Raw genomic sequence first — 20,852 nt, forward strand, 5'->3', positions numbered from 1 at the left:
ACACTTCTTCTTTAACAACTACTTTACCAGTAAACACATTACCTAATTATTTCTCTTTTCTAATTCAACCATTATTAAATCACACTTCTCATTTAACTCATCTAAATCTGGGACTAGCTCCATAGAATTTGCTTCTGCAAGCCATTGCTGTGGGTTACTCCAAAACTTACTCTTCTGTCTTAATCTTTCTGCCAGAGCTTTATCAATTTTAATCATTGCGGTAAAAGCACTTAGCCAAAGAGTGGATAAGTTTAAATTAGGCTCGTAGTTGTTTTCTCCTGCTACAAGAAATGCTTTTGTTGCATTTATCGCTAACTGCATAGTAGAGACCGCATCTACCTTATTTTGAATACGAGTTCCTTTCTTAGACAATACTTTGCCTACTAGTGAGTCTGCGGTTTTTATTCCCGAAAATAGCGTGCTTAATTGTATCATCCTTTTAAATAATTTTTAATGTCGAAACTACTAAACCCTTTTGAGTATGAAACATACAAAGGATGTCTAGGATGACCATACTTAGTACACTCATCATAATGAAGCCATTTGTATGAATCATCAAAGTTTTTTGAAAGTTCTACTAAACAGTCTTTGAGAAATGGTCTATGCTCAATTGTAGTTCCCCAAGCTGCCCATATATCTTGAAAGTTATATCTATTCAAGACTTCCTTAATTGCTCTGTTGTTTGCTTTGACACCTTCGTCATTGCTTACTAAATCAATATTGTCTGGGTAGGTATCTCTCTGAGGATAGACATTGAGCATTAGCCAACCGTCATAACCGTTTAGTCTTGCTATCTCACTTACCTTTTTAAGTGTTGGGTCAAGGTCTTCTGGTGTTGCTGTACTAGGATTAATACCAATGCAAATAAGGTTACGAGCACCTACTTTACCAAGTGTATATCTGATACTATTATCCTCATTATGGTCATAGACCCATTTGTTCTTATTTGAAGTAAGCTTTAAGAAATAGAAGCTGCCAACAGTTGTCCATTTAAAAACATAACTACCATCAAGTTTTATAGACACATCATAACCACCTATAGGTGTGTTAATGGTTGCTCCATTCGTAATAGTAGCACCCTGTGAAATATCGTAATGCCACTTTTTACCTTTTTTTGATTTTGGAAATGGAATTATCGAATAATCAGTCATTACAAGGCAAATACCACTCAAATAAGATTCTAGACTCTCATAGCTTTCAAGTAATTCTAAATCGTGATACACGTCTTTAAAAAAGATATCAGAAGCACCTCTTTTACCACCGCTAGAAGCATATTCTTTATAGCATTTCATTTCAATAGGTAAGAAAGCTTTTTGGTCGCCCTTTTCAATCTCGATTACGATGTCACATTCTCTAGTACGATTTCCTAACTTGATACCAGTTTCTAGTTCTAGCTCTACTGACTCATCATCATTATAAATAGCTAAATCTAATGTGTTTTTAAGTAGATAGGCGAATTGCAATTGCATTGAAGCTTCTTTATTAATAGTAATCAAGCCACAGCCTACTTTTGCTGAGAAGCTATCCCAACATAAGTCTATAGTCTTATGAATTCTATTAATTAACGCTATCATTGGGTCTTATAAATTATTAATAAATGTATTTCTTAGTTGAATATCTAGGCTCCAATCATTAGCACCTTTTGCTTTTAATATGGCTGTAAAATCTGTTACTTCTCTTACTATTGTCATAGAGCTATCTACATACTCTTTTACTGTCCATTCCCTTTGTGGATTCCAATATTCATTACCTAGAGCTTCAAGATGACGATGGTTTTGCCCCAAATTACCTATTAAATCTGACAGCACTATTGGAGCAGAAATAGGACTGGGCATTTCAACTTCATAAACATAGTATACATCATTTGTACATTCATTCTTACTAAAATAATAGAGGCAGTGAGCAACTTCGGCAAACGCAAAATAGGCTTTAGACCTAGGAAAAGCCACAGGATTTATTTCTTCTAAAAAATCATTTACCCAACCATTTTCTCGCTCAACCGCTCTGAGATGAAAATCACTATGTTCATCTCTTTCAATAAATGAACGACCTTCTTCGTAGTGATTACAAGATATATGATATAATGGCATAGTCTAATTTAATATTTCTTCTCTTACGTCTATTTTACCAGTAACGACCTCGCTTATTAAAGTGGATTTGTATTCTTTGAGGTAGTGTATTTCGTTAATTAAATTTTGCTTAGCTATATCAATTTGATTGTTTTTTTTATCAAGATATTTAACAATAACCTCTAATTCTTCCATTTTAGGAATAACAAAATAGATGAGACTTCTTAAATCACCTAGTGATAAAAAGCCTTGTGCTCCACCTCTCGAATTTAAATCTATCTGTATTTGTAATAAAGAACTTTTTAGAATATAGTATAGGTGTTTAGCAATAATTGGTCTACCTGTGGTCTTAAATAGACAAACATTTTTAATAGAAAATTTTTTATCAGTATCAACAAGAACCATATTACCGATGTTTCCACCAATCATTGACATCAAAATATCTCCTCTCTCAGTGTTTGACCGCTTATATATTATTTCGTGGTCTTCTGGTGATATGTTTTTTGCATTTTCAAAAACTATATTTCCATTTTTAAAGTCTTTTGATGTAATTAGAGGAAATGTTTCTTCACTTTTAGGTAATTGACTTGGTGAGTCGTGAGTACCATCTTTTACTTTAATTACTCGGTTAATCCTTGTTGTCATCCAATGCTCGGGAATCTCACCTAACCAGTCAATACCAGAGTCTTTCATTGGCACAGATAAATCAAGCCCTTTTGTGACCGCTTGATTAATAATAGCTGTACGCTCTTCTTCTAGTAAGGCAATGAGGCGTTCTTTTTTGGCTATTAAACTATCGAGTTGTTGAGTCTTGTGGTTAAGGTAGTGTGCTATTTGGGTTTGTTCTTCTAAAGACTCAGGAATAGCTATATAAAAATTATTTAGTGTCCCAGAAGTTAATTGATTTATTGTAGATGTAAGAAATAATCCAGATTGAGATTTAAAAATAGGAGAGTTAAAGAAGTGTGATAAGAACTTCCAATAACCAGACCTAAATACCATCATAAATGCTCCAAAAGTTTGACCTTCTGTTCTTTCATCAATACAGATGTTTTTCCCAATTAACCTTTTACTTCCATTTCTAGAGCAAATTAAAATATCCCCTTTCCTAATAATTTTCTTTTCAGGAATTTGTGCATTAATGTAAACTGTATCCTTTAAGCATAACGTACTATTTTGAATATTAGAAGACCTAAGAACAAGAGCGTCATTCGTATTATCTGTTATGTCTCTAGGTGAATATGTGACACCTCCAAAAGCATCACCTAGGAACTTCATTCTCGTAAGTCTCCATTCAGATGGTATCTTCCCTATCCATTTAATTCCTGAATCTTTATATGTGTCGTATTTCTTCATTTAAGTATGTGCTACTTAGCTTTGCCCTGATGAGGAATTTTTAGATTTTTTATGAGGTAAGGCTAACGAGACTATAAACTTTTCTGCCTCTTTAACTAGACCTTTATCACCCATATATGTTTCTTCTAACGCTTTCGCGAAAGCGGTCTTTAAATCTGTCTTTTCAGTAATCACATCTTGGATACTTGTAATGGCTATATGTGTATAGCCAGAGCGACTTTCTTTGTTAGCACGAGTTTTATTAAAGCGAGAAATAATCGGTTTAAAGTGATTAAATAATGCATCTACATTATTTGTGTTTCTAATGGTTTTATTCAGCTCGTTGCGCACTTCTAGGGTGAACCATAACTTATTATCTTTAAGAATAGATACACTTCTAGGTACAAAAAAATGTAATGGTATAGTAGATTCTTTGTTCGTATACCAACTACCTACCTTCTCGTAACCATATTCAGAAAATACATCTGCTATCTGCTGGTCTAAAAACTTAGCTGTTTGTGCTACTTTGTTTTGAATTTCTTCTACTTTATTACGGTGTTCTGTAATAGTCAAGGCTATTTTATTGTATTCTGGTGCGCTCATCTGTGTTTGATAATGTGAGTCAATGGTCTTGATGTATTCTTTTAGGTATAGTAATCCCTCAATAGTTTTTACATCACCTACATTGAGTTGATTTTGAACTTCATTAATCCATTCTCTATGGGTAATGTTGAGGTAGATTACTTTTGTGCCCTTTACTGTGACTTCAATCTTCTCTTTCTTAGTAGGGAATAGCGTAAGCACAATACCTATGATATTTTCACCACAGTACTTTCTAGTGTGTTCCCAATAGGCTTTTAATGGATTTACCAGATTGTGATACAGTTTGTTTTCAATAATGACTCCCCACTTTTCTTCACCTAAAATCGATATGTCAATACGTTTTTTTGTTTCCGTCTCAGCATAGGCAGTAGTGTCTTCTGTAAGTACATTAAACGCTCCGCTAAAAAATTCTAGAAATGTAGTATCTGCGTAATCTTTTGCTTCGATTATGCTTTTTAAGCTATCAAAGAAAACTGATTGTAAGCCATGAGATTCGTTGATGTCAAGAAAATAAGCAAGGATTCTAGAATTTATAGTTTCCTTATTACGAACTCCTAAAATATCAAACAGATTTTTAGGAGCTTGCTCAGGTAAGTCTGGCAGGCGTAGTGCTACATCTTCTATGAGTATTTCTAAATCTTGCATTAGCTAATAGCCTTTTTTAAGAGTCCATCAGTATCATTTTCTAAAGCAAGAATATCTGCTCTTATTTCATCTAAAGAGCGTAAAGGTTTGTATTCATAGAAATACTTTGTAAAATTAATTTCATAACCCACATTTGTCTTTTTCTCATCCACCCAAGCATCTGGAACGTGCGGTAATACTTCACGCTCCATATAGGCATCAATATCTTCTTTAAGAGGTATGTTCTCAGTGTCACGTAAACTACTATCAGGTTTTGCATTTCCTTTCTTGTCAACGACTACGTTTCCATTTTTACGCAAAGGGCGTTCTACAGTAACTTTTGAATAACCGAAATCAGTATTGTCAAAAATTTTGCAGTGTTCGCTTTCCCTAAAGCTACCGTACATTGCGGTTATTTCATTGATGTGTTCTTCACTAAGCTCGTTACGTTTGTCACCTAAAGACTTACTCATTTTCTTGAAAAAGTCTACTCCATTAATAAGTTGAACTTTTCCTTTACGTTCTTTACTCTTGTGATTACAAAGCATCCACACATAAGTGCTAATGCCTGTGTTATAAAATAACTGATTAGGTAACGCTATTACAGATTCTAAGAGGTCGTTTTCTATAATCCATTGGCGTATGGAGCTCTCATTTTTCTTACTACTAGGAGAGCCTGAGAATAATGGAGAGCCGTTAAATACAATTGCCAAACGAGAGCCACCGTCTTCGGGACTCTTCATTTTACTAATGAGGTTCATTAAGAACAAGAAAGAACCATCGCTTACAGAAGGTAATCCTGCACCGTAGCGACCACCGTGACCTAGTTCGCTATGTTCTTCTTTTACTTCTTTTTCTACCTTTTTCCATTTAACACCGAAAGGAGGATTTGTAATGAGGTAATCAAATTTATGATTGACAAATTGGTCTCCTTTTAGTTTTAGTCCATCCTTTCGTTTTAAGCTATTACCACGTGCTACGTTAGAAGGGTTTTGCCCTTTTATAAGCATATCACTTTTACAGATAGCATAAGACTCAGGATTTAACTCTTGACCAAATACTTCAAGTCGAGCATCTGGATTTAATTCGTGTAGATATTCCTCAGCAACGGAAAGCATTCCGCCTGTACCTGCACAACAGTCAAAAATAGTTTTTACAATGCCTTTTTGAGTTAGTATCTCTCTATCATTCATAAAGAGCAGGTTTACCATTAGGCGAATAACTTCTCGAGGTGTAAAGTGCTCCCCTGCTGTTTCATTTGAGATTTCAGAAAACTTGCGGATAAGCTCCTCAAACATATATCCCATCTCCATACTAGAGATTTTCTCTGGATGTAAGTCTACTTCCTGAAAACGTTTTAAAACCATAAAAAGAAGGTTTGAATCTTCTAGCTTGGTTATCTGATTGTCAAATTCAAATTGCTCAATAATCTCTCTGGCATCTTCTGAGAAACCATTGATGTAGTTTCTTAGATTAGAAGCAATGTTATTTGGGTCGGCAATTAGTTTTTCAAAATCGTAACTGCTTTTATTGTGAAAGTTATATCCTGCGACTTTATTTAGAATTGGGTCAAGATTCTGAATATTCATCGTCTTGGTTTGCTCGTGCTTTTTTAAAACATTTTCTTTAGTGTTTTCAAGAACACAGTCAAGCCTTCTAAGAACGGTTAGCGGTAAAATAATTTTACCGTAATCACTTTGTTTATAGTCTCCCCTAAGCAGGTCTGCGATAGACCATATAAAATTTGCTGATTCCTTCGTGTTATTCATTTGTGAGTTGGGTTAATTAAAAACCGACCAATCTCGCTAAGATAAAAAATACTTTAATCTGTAAACGAATATTTTAAAATAAATATTTGATTGACAGTTTTATTATAATCTATACAATAAAAGCTCAAAACTGCTATCTTAAAATATCATTACGGTATTATACTCTAAGACATAAATAGGATTTAGTAACAAATTTTTAAGGAAAATAACAAAGACTGGTGGAGCGGTAAATAGTTATGAAATTAGAAAGGTAAATCAGATTCTACATCAGTATTGTAATCCCCCAGATTAAGCTTATCCACAAATATTTTATTCCTAATTTTTGCTCTTTTAAGTAAGGTTGAGTATTTAATCACCTCTGTATACAAAGAGCCATCCTTTCCTTCATTAGAGTAAATTCCTGCTACAGTTTTTGAAGGTCTGAATAGATAATCAAAATTATGAGCATTCTTAAAATCTGCATCGTGCGCTCGTACATCATTCGGCGCTATTTTTTCACCTATCAAATAGCCGTAGAATGTTGTGAGTTGTAACTCAGGTATAGAAAAATTCCTAAGTAACGTAGCGTAGTTATTTATCTGTGTTAGATGTTTAGCTACACTTACATCTGGATTTTTAAATTCTAATATCACACATTTCTGTTCTTGTGGAAATAGTAAAATATCTGGTTTCTTTCCAAGTCGATTTTCACCTAATGATGTAATGAAACCCTGCTCGGCATCACTCAAATCTTTTCTGATTATGTTTTTTCCATTCAATCGAACATCAGAGATTTTACTTTCAGATACTCCATTAAAATGAATAAAATCTTCATTGATTATCCAAAGGTCACTGGAATTTGTATCCTCGCTCCCTTGCTTAAACATCAGGTTGTGTAACAAGGCTTCATCCTTATTCCTGACATCTCCTTGTTGTACTAATAGCTTCTTACCTAATATTCTAGTGAAAAGTTCTAGTACCAACTTCCTACGAGCGATGTAGTGGGTAAGTTCGATTTTATTCTGTTGCGGAATCGATTTCACTAATTCATCTATTTGCTGCCCCAGCTCTTCATCGTAATCTTCACTAGTAGTGTCTAACTTATCAAGATTGTCAATAGATGCTTTTAAGTGCGAATCAAGTTCAGCTTTCTTCTTAGCTTCTGCGATGTAGAACTTCTCTAAAATCTTCTTACTACTATCATTAATGGAAATTTTGAGTTCACCAGCAAGGTCATCAGAAAGTAAGAACATTTCTTTAAGTGACTCTAAATCTTGATGATGTTGTTTTTGAACTTCCTCTATTTGTGGATATAACTCCCAAATACCAGCATTAATTTGGTTTTCAAGCAAGTCTAAAATAATCTCTTCATCTTGATAAAAAAGATTAGCTCCATTTATGAATTCATCATAGTTGGGAATATTAAAACTACCTCTTTCATCAGTATCGATTTCATCAAGATACTTGCTTGATACAAGAAATAGAAAATGATGATTATCAATACTATCCTCTTTTGCAAGCACTTCTAAGTTAATGTCAAAATTCTCAACAATCTCGTCTTTACTAGTTAATTTTAGTTCGTTATGATTTAAGAAGGACTTATTAAGTTTATAAGAGTTTAATGTAAACACTTCTTTTTTGTCACTACTTACCAGTTGCTTCCCATCATCAGATATCTTAGAATATTCGACAACAACCTCTTTAGTGTCATCTATTGATGGAAGGTCAGATTCAGATATCGTTGAAGTGCTTTCCAAATCATTGAACAAAAATTGTTTAATGATAATCTTCGGGAGACTGTTTTTATTTAAGCAAAAATATTGAATGTATCTTTTTAAAAGTTTTGCTTTAAGCTCAATATCGCTGAGACTGTGATAAACCATAACATTATCATCCAGTAAGCCTTCAAAAGTAACAGTAGTTCTAAAAAATGAGTCCTCTGACTCACGGTTATATTTGTGGAATATAATAGAGTCATTATTTAGAAAATCATCTTTTTTAGAAAGTAAAAATTCTCTTTTTTTAAATGAATCACTTTCCAAATAATTACTAGTGAACTTTGTGCTATCAAAATAATGTGCATATTGAATTCTTCCTGAACCTAAGTTCTTGAACCCCTTAGTAAAATCCTTGTAAGTAGAGAACCTTTTAAACTCATCGTCATTAAAGCCGATACCATTATCCGAGACTTGTAATTTAGAAAATAATGTAGTCTGGTCAGTGGTTTGGGTTTGATATATACGAATCTCGATTTCACCATCAAATTGTTCATCTCTTTGACGTATTTTGATGGATTCAAGAGCATTTGTGAAGGCTTCATAAACTGGTTGCAAAACCACAGGAGACCTCTTAACATCTCTAAAAACACCTTTATAATAGATTCCTTCTCCCGAGATATATGTGTTATCCTTATAACTCATTCTTCGTTCTCTTTTAGGATATCAAAATTTAAAAGCTCAGAAGTTGTAATAGAGAAAGCAGTGGCAATTCGTTTCAACATACCCACTTTCATCTCTTGTTTACCTAACTCATATTTTCTTAGATTTTGTGCATCAATTTCTGCTTTAAACGCAATCTCCTCGATAGTGATATTGTTTTCTTTTCTAAGATTTCTTATACGCTCTCCTAAAAGCCCTACTATCTGGGGCATTTCTTTTTTGCTTACTTGTTTTGACATACTCCACAAAGTGCAAACAATCCATTATTTTTAACGAATTGAATATAACAGGTTGTTTATAACCTTTTATTCGAGTAGTTTTGTTGCAAACATTTAATATGAAAAAAATTAAAATACTTCCATTTATGGCAATAATGTCAATACTATCATCTTGCACAACAGATGATGAAAAAATGATAAACCCTGACTATATAGGTGATGTGAGTATGTTCATTGGTACTTGGAAAGAATCAAACGTACTGATTAATGGAGTTCAAAGTCAAAATCAAATTATCTGTAATGGAGAGAGAGAACAATATATGTTTAATGATGACAATACATTTACAGAGAGGGACTTTGGAGACAACTGTCAAGAAAGAATAGAAGGTGGCACATTCTCTGAAACAGACACCTCATTCACTCTAGAGTTTACAAATGATTCTGAAGTATATGAGCTTATAGAGTTGACTGACACTACGCTTAGATTTTCATTTAATGATGGAGGTAGCGTTATTGAACAAATTTATACTAAACTATAAGTAAAGAATTAGCCAACTATCAGCTGAAAGTCAAAATGTTAAATTCAAATTAATTAAACCAAAATAAATGAACCAAATCAAACTTATCCTAACTGTTATTATTTTAAGTATTATCATCTCTTCTTGTGAAGAGAAAAAGATTGATAATGCTATTGTTTCACCGCAATCAACATCTGTAAAAGGAGACTTAACAGAATTCATATCTATAGAAAATGGTAATTATGAAATAGCCGATGGAAACGGAGGTAAAATGGCTGTAAAGATAAATGCTTTAAAGCCGTATCCAGATGATATAAAAAAATTGAAAATTACCTTCACAGCATCATTACTCGACGCAAATGGGATGCCTTTATCTGGTGTTAATGACTTTAAAATAGATTATCAAGGAGAAGAAAAAATTAAAACTCTATTAAAAAACGGTATAGGTCAAGAAGTTATTTCTTTTAAAGGTTTCTTCGGAGATTATAAATCCGAAAAGTATGCGAATAAAGTTAAGTCGTTCTCTGTATCTTCATCTCTAAAACAAAAGAAAGTAAAAAGCAAAAGTAATCAAACAAATAAGGCTGTAACAAGTCCTACTAGCACAGCAAAAGCTTCTAATAAGTGGGATAAGACATTAGATACTTACTCAGAGTACGTTGACCAGTACGTAGTCCTTATGAAAAAAGCAAATAAGGGAGATTTAGATGCATTATCTGAATACCCATCAATGATGCAGAAAGCAACTAAGCTAAATGAACAACTTAAAGATGCTGGTAACGATTTAACACCAAAGCAATTGAAAAGAATGACCGCTATTCAAACGAAGATGACTAACGCTTTATACGATATGCAATAGACGGAAATTCGCCTATTATTTGAAGCAATAATTAATTTACAAGCCACTCTCACAAAGAGTGGCTTACTTATTTTTGGAAGTATGAGCAGTAAAAATCAGTTTAAAACATATTACGGAAGTAATAAATTAAAATACACTCTGGTATTCACCAAGAGAAAAAACATTGTATTTAAAACTTATCCAACAGGTGAAATAAAGGCTTTTGCTCCATACGGCACTGCTTTGACCCTTATCCGAAATAGGGCTGATTTAGAGTCAGAGAATTTATTCCGTCAAGTCTTTTTTCATATGCTTTTAAATCCTTATGTTAATAAGAAGTTTATTATCACAAATAATACGATTTAGAATCACTTAATATTTATAGAAAGAATTAATATCACATAGAGACCTTATTTATTGTAAATCTTATTGAACTCTAAATATTTTGGTATTATTAACCATTCGCTCGTATCAATTGTATTTACTTCTTCTTTCTCAATTAAGAAGCATAAGAAAGGGAATCTATAAAATTGCTCGTAACTTTCTTGTAGTTCCTCAAAACCATCAGACATGTAGTTTTCTTGTAATTCGATATCTGGATTTTGTAAAAACTTCATTTTAGTGTAAATTAAATTTACGTTACGCAGATAATCCATTGGGGGTAGATTGCCGTTCTCAATCACTCTATTTAGCCAAAATAAATAAGTAGATATGTTATTAACGTAATACAGATTTTCAATTTTATTATTAACCACATTTGGTGGAGAGGACAAAACAGAACTTCTAACACTATTAGACTCACTGATATCAATTTCTAATGATTTTAATCTATCAAAATCAAGATGTCCATTATAATCAACTAAAATCGGCGTAGAATATTGAAAAAATCTTGAAAAATTAACTCGTAAGAATGTTTTATAACCGCTGAAACTCTTTCTGAATGTCCCAGATTTATGTCCAAAAATATCAGTTTTGTCCTTCTCAGTGATGGTGTCTTCAAAATATGGACTAATGGTCATCACCGCTTCGTTATTTTCATTATAAAATGTTGCCCTAGTTTCTAGTTTTCTAACTTTATTAAGTTTGCTTTTAAATATTTCTACTTTAATATAACCATTGGAGGTATCAAATACAACCATAATGCCTTTATCAGTTGATGTAATGAGCTCAGTTGCTAAATTCACCAAATTATCCACAGGCTCATCATATCTAGATTCGATACCCACCACTCTCAGGCTATGCTCTCTTATGTTTTTAATAAGATTTTTACTGTTTTTTGAGTTTCCATTTTTTAGCTCTAATATCAATTCAATTCTTTTAAGCTTATCTATAAGCTCCTTTCGGTTTGTTTGAGATGATGCACTACCTAATTCTTTAATAGTATCATGCAGTACATTAGACCAGTTATAATCATAACTATTCCATGCATTCTTTTTGATTTTTTCACCCGTGAGTTTACTATTAAATGAAAGTGTCAAGGTGGATGGATGCTCTACATCTATACCTCCAATTATTTCAGTCCCATGATGATTTTCAACTTTACGACCTCCTACATTATATTTTTTATTGTTCCTATTGATATTAAAAATCATCGAAACAGGTGAGTCTTTATCTAAAAATGTAAGTCTTTCCCCATCGAAATAGACGTCTTCTGGTGCTTTAATAGTGTCCAAAAATCGCTTGTTAGCATCCTTTTTTTCTTTGATATGATTTACATATGATATTACTTTTAAATCGATATTATTGTTTTCATAATCGATAAATGGGTTAACCAATGTCTTCTCATTATCAAGCGTATAGTAGTCCTTAAGTTCAATTTGAGAGTTAGTTATGCACTCTTGTAGCCTTCTGTAAAACTCCAAATCTATTGGGTTTAGACTTGCTAAGATTTTACAATGAACAAATTTTCTATGCCTCATTATGATTCGCTTTTCAACGTCAGGCAAGTAAGAATCCTCAAACACTTTACAGTCAGGCTTATCGTCTGCATCTTCCAATAATGAAAGCTCGATTATCTTTTGTACTGAGATGTCCATACTTTTATCTATTGAGCGTAGTTTCCATAGATATTTCATCAAAAAAACAACATTAACAGCTGCTAGATTATCTAAAAAAAGATGGTCGATATGTTTGTATTCCTTTTCTACTACTTGTTCAAGGTTATTTGCTTGATAGAGGTAAATAGGGATACTACTATCAAACTCTTGAATATAACTCAATAATGGCTTTTTACTTTTTTCACTTGATTCAAATATCAACTCCAAAAAAATACTCGTTTTGTTTTTATTCATAATATTAAAATCCCAATTCACTGCCCTTTAAAGAGTCGCACCAACTTTTATACATCTCATCATTTTTATCTACTATCAGAAATGACTTTACTATTGATTTTGCTATCTTCATCTTTTTTCCATTTATTATTTTGTATTTATCCGTGTGTTGGATTTCTTCAAACTTATCTTTCACTATGTTTAGTTCTTCAACACTTAGATTGTAATGGTGTCCTTCATATTCCCATTCATTACTAAGAATCATTTTTATAAAATCACCATTAGCTAATCTGCCAATTTTAATAAGCTTATTTGGCTTGTAATTGTCTTTCAAATCTTTAAGAAAAGCCCTGTAATTTCTATCTAATTGAAGTATCTCTTCATCTTCATGCGATTCCCTGGTGTTCCAAGTTTTGTAATTAAGTATGTCGTATGCGTTTTGTAAAGAAATATTAAACCTATGAGCAAGTTCATTAACCGATAAATTCGAGCCTCGGATACTTAAAAGATTGCTGTAGGTAAGCTTTTTTTGGTATGTTGGAATCATTTTTGTTGATTTTGTCTTAATCCAATAACAGTTCTCAGGTGCATAGTCTCCTTTATTATTATAACGCTTTAATTCAAAAAAAACATTTTTATATCCATTTGTCGTTGACCAGTCAAAAAAGGTAGTCTCGTCCTCAACCCATTTTTTGTCAACTTTAATTACTGAAGCTTGTCCTCTTACACTGTTGTATACCCTTAGTTTAATAGATTTTAAGATTTCGTGAAGTCTTATATGTAATCCATTTGCCATCTCGTATTCTGACATATCCACCCATTTGCAGTTGTCTGGTTCAAACCCTCTTGATTCATCTAAAAGGATTAGTTTTTTATTTTGCTCATAAGCATTTTCGGTAGACCACTTATGAAAGCTTTGTTCATCATTAACCCATTGATTATAAGTTTCAGATGTTGGATGCTTCAACATTTCTTCATACGTCCAAGAAAGCCTTGGGCTATTTTTATTCAATTCAGCTTTTGTAGAATTCAATTTTCTTCTAAGACAACCACAAGATTTAGTTCGTCCTCTTTTCACATTATCTAAATCCGCTTCAAACTCATTCCCACAATTACAAACGAACTTTCCTCTTCTAGCTTTTGGGTTTATCCTCTGAACTTCTTTGACTAGCAGTAAGCCATTTACCGTATCACCAGTATTTATTTTTCTTCTCATAAGTAGTTTCTATATCTTATATATGGTTTAGAGTATTATACAGTAATGATAATTTAAGATAGTAGTTTTTAAGCTTTCTTACATAAATTAAAATAACACAGGATTTATACTTTTAAGATTGATATTTAAAATCTTCTACACTTAATTTTAGGAAAAGGTCTCTTCGAATTCATTTTATACCGTACTGACAATTTAAGATAGTTGTTTTCGAGTGTTTTTACTTAATTAATAAATTAAACTAGGTGTGCCTAGATGGTTATAATAATTAATGGAATTGACTGTTTATCACTTTTAGGCTATGCCCTAAAATGACACACCTATATTAGTTAAATAGCTTTATATACAGTGTATTTTTTAGCCATCCTAAATATATACACTATATTGCAAAAAAATTACCTTTTATGAAAGTGAAATATATAAGAGTATCAACTTTAGAACAAAATACTCAAAGACAACAAAAGAATGAAAGTGAGTTCGACAAAGTATATCTCGAAAAAATAAGTGGCGTAATTTCTTTTTTCGAAAGACAAGAAGCAAAAAAACTAATTAGAGAAATAGAAAAAGGTAACATTGATGAAGTACATGTTACATCAATTGATAGGATAGGTAGAAATATACTAGATATATTGACAGTTTGTGAATTTTTGAATAATAAAAAAGTCAATCTATATGTTGAAAATATAGGAATGTTTTCACTGGTAGATAATGAATCTAATCCAATATTTAAGATGATTATTAGTGTACTTGGTAATGTCTCTGAAATGGAACGTATCTATATGCTTCAAAGACAGAGGCAAGGAATAGAAATTGCAAAATCAAAAGGAAAATATAAAGGACGTTTACATGGAGCATCAATGAGTGATGAAGATTTCCTTAAAAAATATAAGAAAGTAAAACAAGAGCTAGAGAATGGCGAATCACTTAGACGTGCAGCAAAATTAGGAGAATGTTCTCTCGGTACTGCTCAAAAAGTAAAAAAAATACTTTTAAAACCTGAATTAGTATAATATGTGGTACTTAATAGGAGGAGCTGTAATTGTTGCTTCGGTAGCAATAAAAAATGCTATTGACAATAATAAAAAAAGAAAAGAAGAAGAACTTAAACAGAAACAAGATAAACAAATAAGACAAAATCTTTTTGATAAAAACATTTTAAAACTCACTTTGGTAGTCTCTCAGTTTAAAGAACTAATAACATTGAGAGATGGTAGTTACTTTGATAATAATAAACTTAGTCAATGGTTACTATCAAATCCATTTTATCCCAACTCTAATATATTATCTACTAAATTTAAAGACTTACAACTTACTGAACAGCAGAAAAAAGATATAGAGTATTTAATTCATTTTACTAAAAACTCAGAATCTATAAGAGAGCAATTTAATAATGATTTTTTGCAAAAAGAATTAAGCTCATCTAAAGCCTTGTTAAGTGATATAGACAATGGGAAATCACTAGACGGTCAACAAAGGGAAGCTATAATCAGGGATGAAGACAATAGTCTTGTTATAGCTGGTGCAGGCTGTGGTAAAACGACAACAATAATGGGTAAAGTGAAATACCTAACGGAAAGATTAAACGTTTTACCCAACGAAATACTTTTGATTTCATTTACTAAGAAAAGTGCAAATGACTTAGTTTCAAAGCTTAATTTTAAAGGAATTAATGCAAGTACATTTCATAAATTAGGATTAGATATAATCAAGCAGGCAGAACATAGCCCTCCTTCTATTTACGACCAGAGCAGTCAATACTTTATAGAAAACAAGTTCAAAGAATTTTTAAAACAAGATGAATATTTAAAAAAAACGATAAGATATTTTACTGATTTTATGCGGCTTGAAAAAGATGATTTTCAAACAGAAAATTTCGAACAACACATCCAACATTTAAAAGACCAAAACTACAGACCATATAAAAAGAAAATAATAGTAAAGAATGGTAGAGAAACTATTCTAAGAGAGATTGTGAAAAGTCAAGAAGAATGTAAGATTGCTAATTTTCTTCTTTTCAATGGATTAAAGTATGAATATGAGCAGAAGTATGAGATAAATACACGGACACCTGATTACCGACAGTACGCACCTGATTTCACAATTTATCAGAACAATAAAAAAATATATTTAGAACACTACGCTATTGATAAAGACGGTAATGTTCCACCTTTTTTTGCAAACGAAACTATTAATCTTGAAGAGGCTAAGATTAATTACAACAATGGAATTAAGTGGAAAAGAGATTTACACTTATCAAACAAAACTACTTGCCTAGAGACTTATAGCTATAACTTCAAAGAAGGTACAATTTATAAATCACTAGAAAAACAGCTTAATGATAATGGTTTTCATCTTAACGAATTAACCAATGAAGAAAAATGGGCGTTAATAAACGAAACTGCTTCTGATGAAGTAAAAGGTTTAACAAGACTTTTTAATACGTTTTTAAGTCTTTATAAATCTAACAATCTGACCTTTGAAGATTTGAAGTCTAAAGTAGAATCTTTATCAGGGTTTAATAAGACTAGAACAGTTTTATTTATCAATCTATTTAATCCAATTCTTTGGGCTTATGAGAAAATGTTACAACAAAGAGAACAAATCGATTTCAACGATATGATAAATAAGGCTACCGATTATGTAGTTTCTGGTGCTTATAAATCAAATTTTAAATACCTAATAGTAGATGAATTTCAAGATATATCGTTCAGTCGGTACAATTTATTAAAGGCATTAAAAGAACAAACAAATACTAATAAAGTTTTTGCAGTTGGAGATGATTGGCAATCTATATTTCGTTTTACAGGGAGCGATATAAAATTGTTTAATAATTTCGAAGATTATTTTGGGTTTACTTACACTTCAAAAATTGAAACAACATATCGCTTTGGTCAGCCACTCATTGATATTTCTAGTGATTTTGTAATGAGTAATCCTTCACAAATTAGAAAAGATTTAAAAACTAAGCTTGATATTCAAACAAACATCAAAATCTATTATAGTCAGGAAGTTGTTAATGATGATACAAAAGCGCTTGAAGAAGCTATAAAAGATATTGTAGAAGAAGCCTTAGCTAAAGGTGAAAATATAGGTCTTTCACAATCTGACATTATTGGTATACTTAAAAAGAAATCATTCTACATACTCGGAAGGTATAATTTTGACATAAATAGAATTGATGTTAGTGATTCTAGTAATTTTAAATCTACTGGTCAAGAGGAGCTTGAATTCAAATACAATGATACTTTAACTATTAAATTAAGTTTCTTTAGTGTTCATCGTTCTAAAGGATTGGAAGCAGATTTTGTATTTATTCTTAACTGTAATTCAGGCAAAATAGGATTCCCCAGTGAAATGATGGATGACCCTGTTTTAAATCTTATTTTAGGTAACTCAGAATCATATCCAAATAGCGAGGAAAGAAGATTATTTTACGTCGCACTGAGCAGAGCTAAAGAAAAAACAGTTTGTATTAGCAATGCAAATTTCACATCAAAATTTATAATTGAACTTAATAATGAAATAAATGAAGGAACAGGTTACAAATGTCCAAGATGTAAAACTGGTGATTTAACAACTAAAAGAGGAATATCTAACACTAATAAACCTTGGGCTTTCAAGAGTTGTTCAAACTATGCAGCATATAATTGCACATACAAAGTATGGCTTTAAATGATTATCTTACTTAAAAATGTAATTTTATATTGTAAATGAGAATACTATACTTACATGGCTTGATGAGCAAGCCGACCTCGGTAAAAGTTGAGTGGTTAAAGGATATCGGACATAAAGTGACAAGTCCCCTGCTAGACTACAAGAAAGAATCTGATAAAATATATCAAATGCTTCAAGAGTTATGTATTAAGTCTGATTTTGATTTAATTATTGGGAGTAGTATGGGGGGATTTTTAGCTTGGTCATTATCTAATCAGTATGATATCCCAAGTTTATTATTTAATCCTTCACTAGCTGCAAACAAAATAAAAAAACCATCAGTAATTAGTTTTGTTAATCACTCTATTCTTCATACCGTAATATTTGGTAGAGATGATATAGTTGTTATTCCATCGGAAACACTAGAGCATCTAAAAGATGCTAAATCCAACTTCGAGTATACTTATGAATCAAATGGGCATCGTACTCCATTTAGTACGTTTTCTAAGCACTTTAATGCTTTAGAAAAAAATAATGATAGAGAATTTGAATTATATATTAGAAGTGTTGATTTTAATGGTTAAGTTGTTTGAATAAGAATTGAAATAACTTATTATAATTACTTTTAATTGAATTTAAGTAGATTACTATGAATAAGCATGATATCGTTAAACTTATTCATAATGTTGTTTTCAGTAATTGCTTTATTAAATAGATATCCGTCAATCGCTTTATTTGTTTCGGTATTTGTAAAATTTGCAGTTTGAAATACTCTTGACCATATAAGGTTGGGGCGTTTAGATACCCAAGTCATTTTATCAGAGTTATTTATATTCAAGTTTTTATATTCTATATTAATCTCGAATACTACAATATCTTCATTATCTCCCACTTCTATTACATTGCTCTTGTAACTATTAATTTTGATTTCTTGAATTAATTCTCGAATTGCTTTTTCAAGAGACAAGAAATCTGTTTTGTTATTTAATTTTTTTCCTACTTCATCATAAATTTTTACCCCCTGCTTTTTCTCAATATCCTTTAGAACCGAAGTAAGTGTTTTCTTTTCTCCTATTAATCTTAATTGTAACGATTTCTTCGATTTATATTCTCTTTTAAAATCTTCATCGCCAGCAAACTCACCAAACATCAATTTAGTATTAACCCTAATAACTCTTTCTACTTCGGCTAAGTCTTTGTTTACCTTTTCTAATTTAAATGATATTTCTTTATAATAGTCAGATTTTTCATCAATATTTTTAAGTGCTTTTCTTAAATCTGTATAAACAAATAAGTGTTGTATAATGAAATTTTCCAACATTGTAATATTAATCCCTGCATTACCACACTTAGTTGCTGCTGTGCGTGTACTAGAACATATGTATATATAATCTTTAGATGATTTATTGATTCTTCCGTAATAGTTGCGACCACATTTACTGCACCTAATAAGTCCTTTAAGTAGATATCTATATTTTGATGTATTCGCCCTTGTTCCTCGCTTCTCTTTCAATGACTTTTGAACTTTGTCAAAAATCTCATATTTTAAAATGGGCTCAACGGAGAAACTTTCACCAGCATAGATTCGCTCACCGATATACCATTTATTTTTAAGTATTAGCAAGACAGTACGGTCGCTCCACACTATATCCTTATAAGGTTTATATGTGATTTTTTTCGTGTATTTGTTTTTCAGTTTCTTAGACTTGTCGCCGTATTTATGGTATTTCGTAGTGATTCCGTCTCTATTCAAACCATTTGCAATAGCTTGCGCTCCTTTGCCTTGAAGATATTCATCATAAATTCTTCTGACGATAATAGCCTCTTTTTCATTGACCTGTGGTTTATTATCGATAATCTCATATGCATAAGGGATAATCCCCCATACACGTCCCTCTCTTGCACTATCTCTTAATGCTTTCTTAGTCTGCGCTCCTTGAAGTTTTGCCTGATATTGATTTATAACAGAGAAAAGAAGGCTTTGAAATTCAGAATTTGGGTCTTCGTAATCAACTCTTTTATCACCGTAGTAGACAATAACATGATTTTTCACTACTATATCAACGAAAAGTAGGAAAGAGGATGTATTACGTTCTAGGCGATTTTGATTTCTCATCCAAATTGATGAGACCTTATTATCTAGTATATCTTGAATTAACCTACCTAACTCTTCACGTTCAGTTAGTTCTGACGTTCCACTAACACCTTCACCTTCGTTATAAAACTCAAACTCTTTAAAACCGTTTTTTTGGGCGAATGTTTTCCCCTCTCTCATTTGGTTTTTGATACTTGATGAAGAATCATCTTCTCGTGATAGTCTGGTATATATAGCTAACATTACTTTTTTAACAAAAGTACTAAATCTAATCTACCCACACATAACTACAAAACCACATCTGATATAGTATGATGCGGACTTCTAAAGGGTCGCTCGCTCATTAAACCTTGATTATCTTTTACCCTACCTACTACCGAATGTATTTTTGTAGTCTCTAGCGCTTCACGCAATGACATAGGTGGTAATATACTAGGTAATCGCTTACTCAACATTGTTTTACCAGACCCTGGAGGGCCTATAAGAATAATATTATGACCGCCAGCGGCAGCTATTTCCATACAACGTTTTATAGACTCCTGGCCTTTTACATCTGCAAAGTCAAATTCTGGATGCTCTAGACTTTTATAAAACTCAGCTCGAGTATCTATTACGGTTGCTTCAAGGGGTACATCTTTATCAAAAAATTGTATCACTTCACTTATATTCTCTACACCATATACCTCAAGACCATCTACTATAGCTGCTTCTTTTGCATTTTGTGCTGGTAGTATAAAACCTTTAAAGCCTTCTTCACGGGCTTTTATTGCAATAGGTAATGCTCCTTTTATAGGTTGCAAGCCACCATCTAGTGAGAGCTCTCCCATTATCACATACTTATCTACTTCATCACCCTTTATTTGCTCTGTAGCAATGAGAATGCCTATCGCAAGTGATAAATCATAAGCAGATCCTTCTTTGCGGAGGTCTGCCGGTGACATATTAAGAATAAGTTTTTTACCTGGTATTTTATAGCCGTTATTTTGAAGTGCTGCGGCAATACGATAGCTACTTTCTTTTATAGCATTATCCGGAAGTCCTACTAGATGGTATCCTACACCTTTATCTACATTTACCTCGATTGTTATAGTTGTAGCATCCACGCCAAAAACGGCGCTTCCATAAACTTTTGTGAGCATTAGCTTATAATTTGCTTAAATATAGGAAAGTAGATTGAAAGCTTAAAGCACTATTTCGTCATCACCATAATAACATTTGTTACAATACAT

At 32.0% G+C, this 20,852-nt stretch carries 17 protein-coding genes and 1 pseudogene; 6 read left to right on the forward strand and 12 right to left on the reverse strand.

Annotation, left to right across the window (positions count from 1 at the left end; genetic code table 11):
• Positions 1–42: 42 nt before the first annotated feature.
• The 8 genes from Q0948_RS02315 to Q0948_RS02350 form a co-directional block, all read right to left on the reverse strand.
• Positions 43–435, reverse strand: coding sequence for a hypothetical protein (locus Q0948_RS02315; protein ID WP_298347932.1), 393 nt, complete (start codon positions 433–435; stop codon positions 43–45).
• Positions 432–1,469, reverse strand: a complete 1,038-nt coding sequence (locus Q0948_RS02320; protein WP_298347931.1) for a DUF1643 domain-containing protein — start codon at positions 1,467–1,469, stop codon at positions 432–434. Before Q0948_RS02320 ends, Q0948_RS02315 begins: the two co-directional genes overlap by 4 nt.
• Before the next feature lie 111 nt (positions 1,470–1,580).
• Positions 1,581–2,090, reverse strand: a complete 510-nt coding sequence (locus tag Q0948_RS02325; protein ID WP_298347930.1) for a hypothetical protein — start codon at positions 2,088–2,090, stop codon at positions 1,581–1,583.
• A gap of 3 nt (positions 2,091–2,093) precedes the next feature.
• The gene (locus Q0948_RS02330; protein WP_298347929.1) at positions 2,094–3,425 is read right to left on the reverse strand and encodes a restriction endonuclease subunit S; all 1,332 of its coding nucleotides are present in this window, start codon (positions 3,423–3,425) and stop codon (positions 2,094–2,096) included.
• A 15-nt stretch (positions 3,426–3,440) separates the two neighbouring features.
• Entirely contained in the window at positions 3,441–4,652 is a 1,212-nt protein-coding gene (locus Q0948_RS02335; RefSeq protein ID WP_298347928.1) for a PD-(D/E)XK nuclease family protein, read from the reverse strand.
• The gene (locus Q0948_RS02340; RefSeq protein ID WP_298347927.1) at positions 4,652–6,400 is read right to left on the reverse strand and encodes a class I SAM-dependent DNA methyltransferase; all 1,749 of its coding nucleotides are present in this window, start codon (positions 6,398–6,400) and stop codon (positions 4,652–4,654) included. Before Q0948_RS02340 ends, Q0948_RS02335 begins: the two co-directional genes overlap by 1 nt.
• Before the next feature lie 242 nt (positions 6,401–6,642).
• Positions 6,643–8,799 carry a hypothetical protein gene (locus Q0948_RS02345; RefSeq protein WP_298347926.1) on the reverse strand — a complete coding sequence of 719 codons (2,157 nt, stop codon included), beginning with the start codon at positions 8,797–8,799 and terminating at the stop codon, positions 6,643–6,645.
• A complete protein-coding gene (locus tag Q0948_RS02350; RefSeq protein ID WP_298347925.1) occupies positions 8,796–9,056 on the reverse strand; it encodes a helix-turn-helix transcriptional regulator in 261 nt (86 codons plus the stop codon). Before Q0948_RS02350 ends, Q0948_RS02345 begins: the two co-directional genes overlap by 4 nt.
• A 125-nt stretch (positions 9,057–9,181) precedes the next feature.
• Here Q0948_RS02350 and Q0948_RS02355 point away from each other — a divergent pair, with 125 nt between their 5' ends.
• The 3 genes from Q0948_RS02355 to Q0948_RS02365 all read left to right on the forward strand — a co-directional run bounded on the left by Q0948_RS02355 (position 9,182) and on the right by Q0948_RS02365 (position 10,757).
• A complete protein-coding gene (locus Q0948_RS02355) occupies positions 9,182–9,574 on the forward strand; it encodes a lipocalin family protein (protein WP_298347924.1) in 393 nt (130 codons plus the stop codon).
• Between the two features lie 67 nt (positions 9,575–9,641).
• Complete coding sequence (locus Q0948_RS02360) at positions 9,642–10,412, forward strand: DUF6591 domain-containing protein (protein WP_298347923.1); 771 nt, start codon at positions 9,642–9,644, stop codon at positions 10,410–10,412.
• Between the two features lie 81 nt (positions 10,413–10,493).
• Positions 10,494–10,757, forward strand: a complete 264-nt coding sequence (locus tag Q0948_RS02365) for a hypothetical protein (protein WP_298347922.1) — start codon at positions 10,494–10,496, stop codon at positions 10,755–10,757.
• Between the two features lie 44 nt (positions 10,758–10,801).
• On the opposite strand, the gene Q0948_RS02370 is transcribed toward Q0948_RS02365, so the two are convergent.
• Together Q0948_RS02370 and Q0948_RS02375 are read right to left on the reverse strand one after the other, a co-directional pair.
• Positions 10,802–12,682, reverse strand: a complete 1,881-nt coding sequence (locus Q0948_RS02370) for a hypothetical protein (RefSeq protein WP_298347921.1) — start codon at positions 12,680–12,682, stop codon at positions 10,802–10,804.
• Between the two features lie 4 nt (positions 12,683–12,686).
• A complete protein-coding gene (locus tag Q0948_RS02375; RefSeq protein WP_298347920.1) occupies positions 12,687–13,877 on the reverse strand; it encodes a hypothetical protein in 1,191 nt (396 codons plus the stop codon).
• 401 nt (positions 13,878–14,278) lie between these two features.
• Between Q0948_RS02375 and Q0948_RS02380 the strand changes: the two genes are divergently transcribed.
• The 3 genes from Q0948_RS02380 to Q0948_RS02390 are packed head-to-tail and all read left to right on the forward strand — an operon-like array spanning position 14,279 to position 18,112.
• Positions 14,279–14,884, forward strand: a complete 606-nt coding sequence (locus tag Q0948_RS02380) for a recombinase family protein (protein WP_298347919.1) — start codon at positions 14,279–14,281, stop codon at positions 14,882–14,884.
• A 1-nt stretch (position 14,885) separates the two neighbouring features.
• On the forward strand, positions 14,886–17,546 hold the full coding sequence (locus tag Q0948_RS02385) for a UvrD-helicase domain-containing protein (protein ID WP_298347918.1): 2,661 nt from the start codon (positions 14,886–14,888) through the stop codon (positions 17,544–17,546).
• 38 nt (positions 17,547–17,584) lie between these two features.
• Positions 17,585–18,112 (forward strand): YqiA/YcfP family alpha/beta fold hydrolase, encoded by a 528-nt coding sequence (locus Q0948_RS02390; RefSeq protein ID WP_298347917.1) that lies wholly within the window; start codon positions 17,585–17,587, stop codon positions 18,110–18,112.
• Positions 18,113–18,153: 41 nt separating this feature from the next.
• On the opposite strand, the gene Q0948_RS02395 is transcribed toward Q0948_RS02390, so the two are convergent.
• Positions 18,154–19,866, reverse strand: coding sequence for a recombinase family protein (locus Q0948_RS02395; RefSeq protein ID WP_298347916.1), 1,713 nt, complete (start codon positions 19,864–19,866; stop codon positions 18,154–18,156).
• 53 nt (positions 19,867–19,919) lie between these two features.
• Positions 19,920–20,762: pseudogene (locus Q0948_RS02400) on the reverse strand (magnesium chelatase domain-containing protein); the annotation flags it as partial.
• Positions 20,763–20,852: the final 90 nt, after the last annotated feature.

It is taken from the genome of uncultured Dokdonia sp., assembly GCF_947496725.1.
Lineage (GTDB): Bacteria > Bacteroidota > Bacteroidia > Flavobacteriales > Flavobacteriaceae > Dokdonia.

Bases quoted from the DNA above. Each gene is read 5' to 3' on its own strand.
- Q0948_RS02340 (WP_298347927.1), bottom strand. From the start codon at position 6,400: ATGAATAACACGAAGGAATCAGCAAATTTTATATGGTCTATCGCAGAC.
- Q0948_RS02375 (WP_298347920.1), bottom strand. From the start codon at position 13,877: ATGAGAAGAAAAATAAATACTGGTGATACGGTAAATGGCTTACTGCTA.
- Q0948_RS02365 (WP_298347922.1), top strand. From the start codon at position 10,494: ATGAGCAGTAAAAATCAGTTTAAAACATATTACGGAAGTAATAAATTA.
- Q0948_RS02385 (WP_298347918.1), top strand. From the start codon at position 14,886: ATGTGGTACTTAATAGGAGGAGCTGTAATTGTTGCTTCGGTAGCAATA.
- Q0948_RS02345 (WP_298347926.1), bottom strand. From the start codon at position 8,799: ATGAGTTATAAGGATAACACATATATCTCGGGAGAAGGAATCTATTAT.
- Q0948_RS02315 (WP_298347932.1), bottom strand. From the start codon at position 435: ATGATACAATTAAGCACGCTATTTTCGGGAATAAAAACCGCAGACTCA.
- Q0948_RS02320 (WP_298347931.1), bottom strand. From the start codon at position 1,469: ATGCAATTGCAATTCGCCTATCTACTTAAAAACACATTAGATTTAGCT.
- Q0948_RS02330 (WP_298347929.1), bottom strand. From the start codon at position 3,425: ATGAAGAAATACGACACATATAAAGATTCAGGAATTAAATGGATAGGG.
- Q0948_RS02395 (WP_298347916.1), bottom strand. From the start codon at position 19,866: ATGTTAGCTATATATACCAGACTATCACGAGAAGATGATTCTTCATCA.
- Q0948_RS02335 (WP_298347928.1), bottom strand. From the start codon at position 4,652: ATGCAAGATTTAGAAATACTCATAGAAGATGTAGCACTACGCCTGCCA.
- Q0948_RS02390 (WP_298347917.1), top strand. From the start codon at position 17,585: ATGAGAATACTATACTTACATGGCTTGATGAGCAAGCCGACCTCGGTA.
- Q0948_RS02360 (WP_298347923.1), top strand. From the start codon at position 9,642: ATGAACCAAATCAAACTTATCCTAACTGTTATTATTTTAAGTATTATC.
- Q0948_RS02380 (WP_298347919.1), top strand. From the start codon at position 14,279: ATGAAAGTGAAATATATAAGAGTATCAACTTTAGAACAAAATACTCAA.
- Q0948_RS02325 (WP_298347930.1), bottom strand. From the start codon at position 2,090: ATGCCATTATATCATATATCTTGTAATCACTACGAAGAAGGTCGTTCA.
- Q0948_RS02350 (WP_298347925.1), bottom strand. From the start codon at position 9,056: ATGTCAAAACAAGTAAGCAAAAAAGAAATGCCCCAGATAGTAGGGCTT.
- Q0948_RS02355 (WP_298347924.1), top strand. From the start codon at position 9,182: ATGGCAATAATGTCAATACTATCATCTTGCACAACAGATGATGAAAAA.
- Q0948_RS02370 (WP_298347921.1), bottom strand. From the start codon at position 12,682: ATGAATAAAAACAAAACGAGTATTTTTTTGGAGTTGATATTTGAATCA.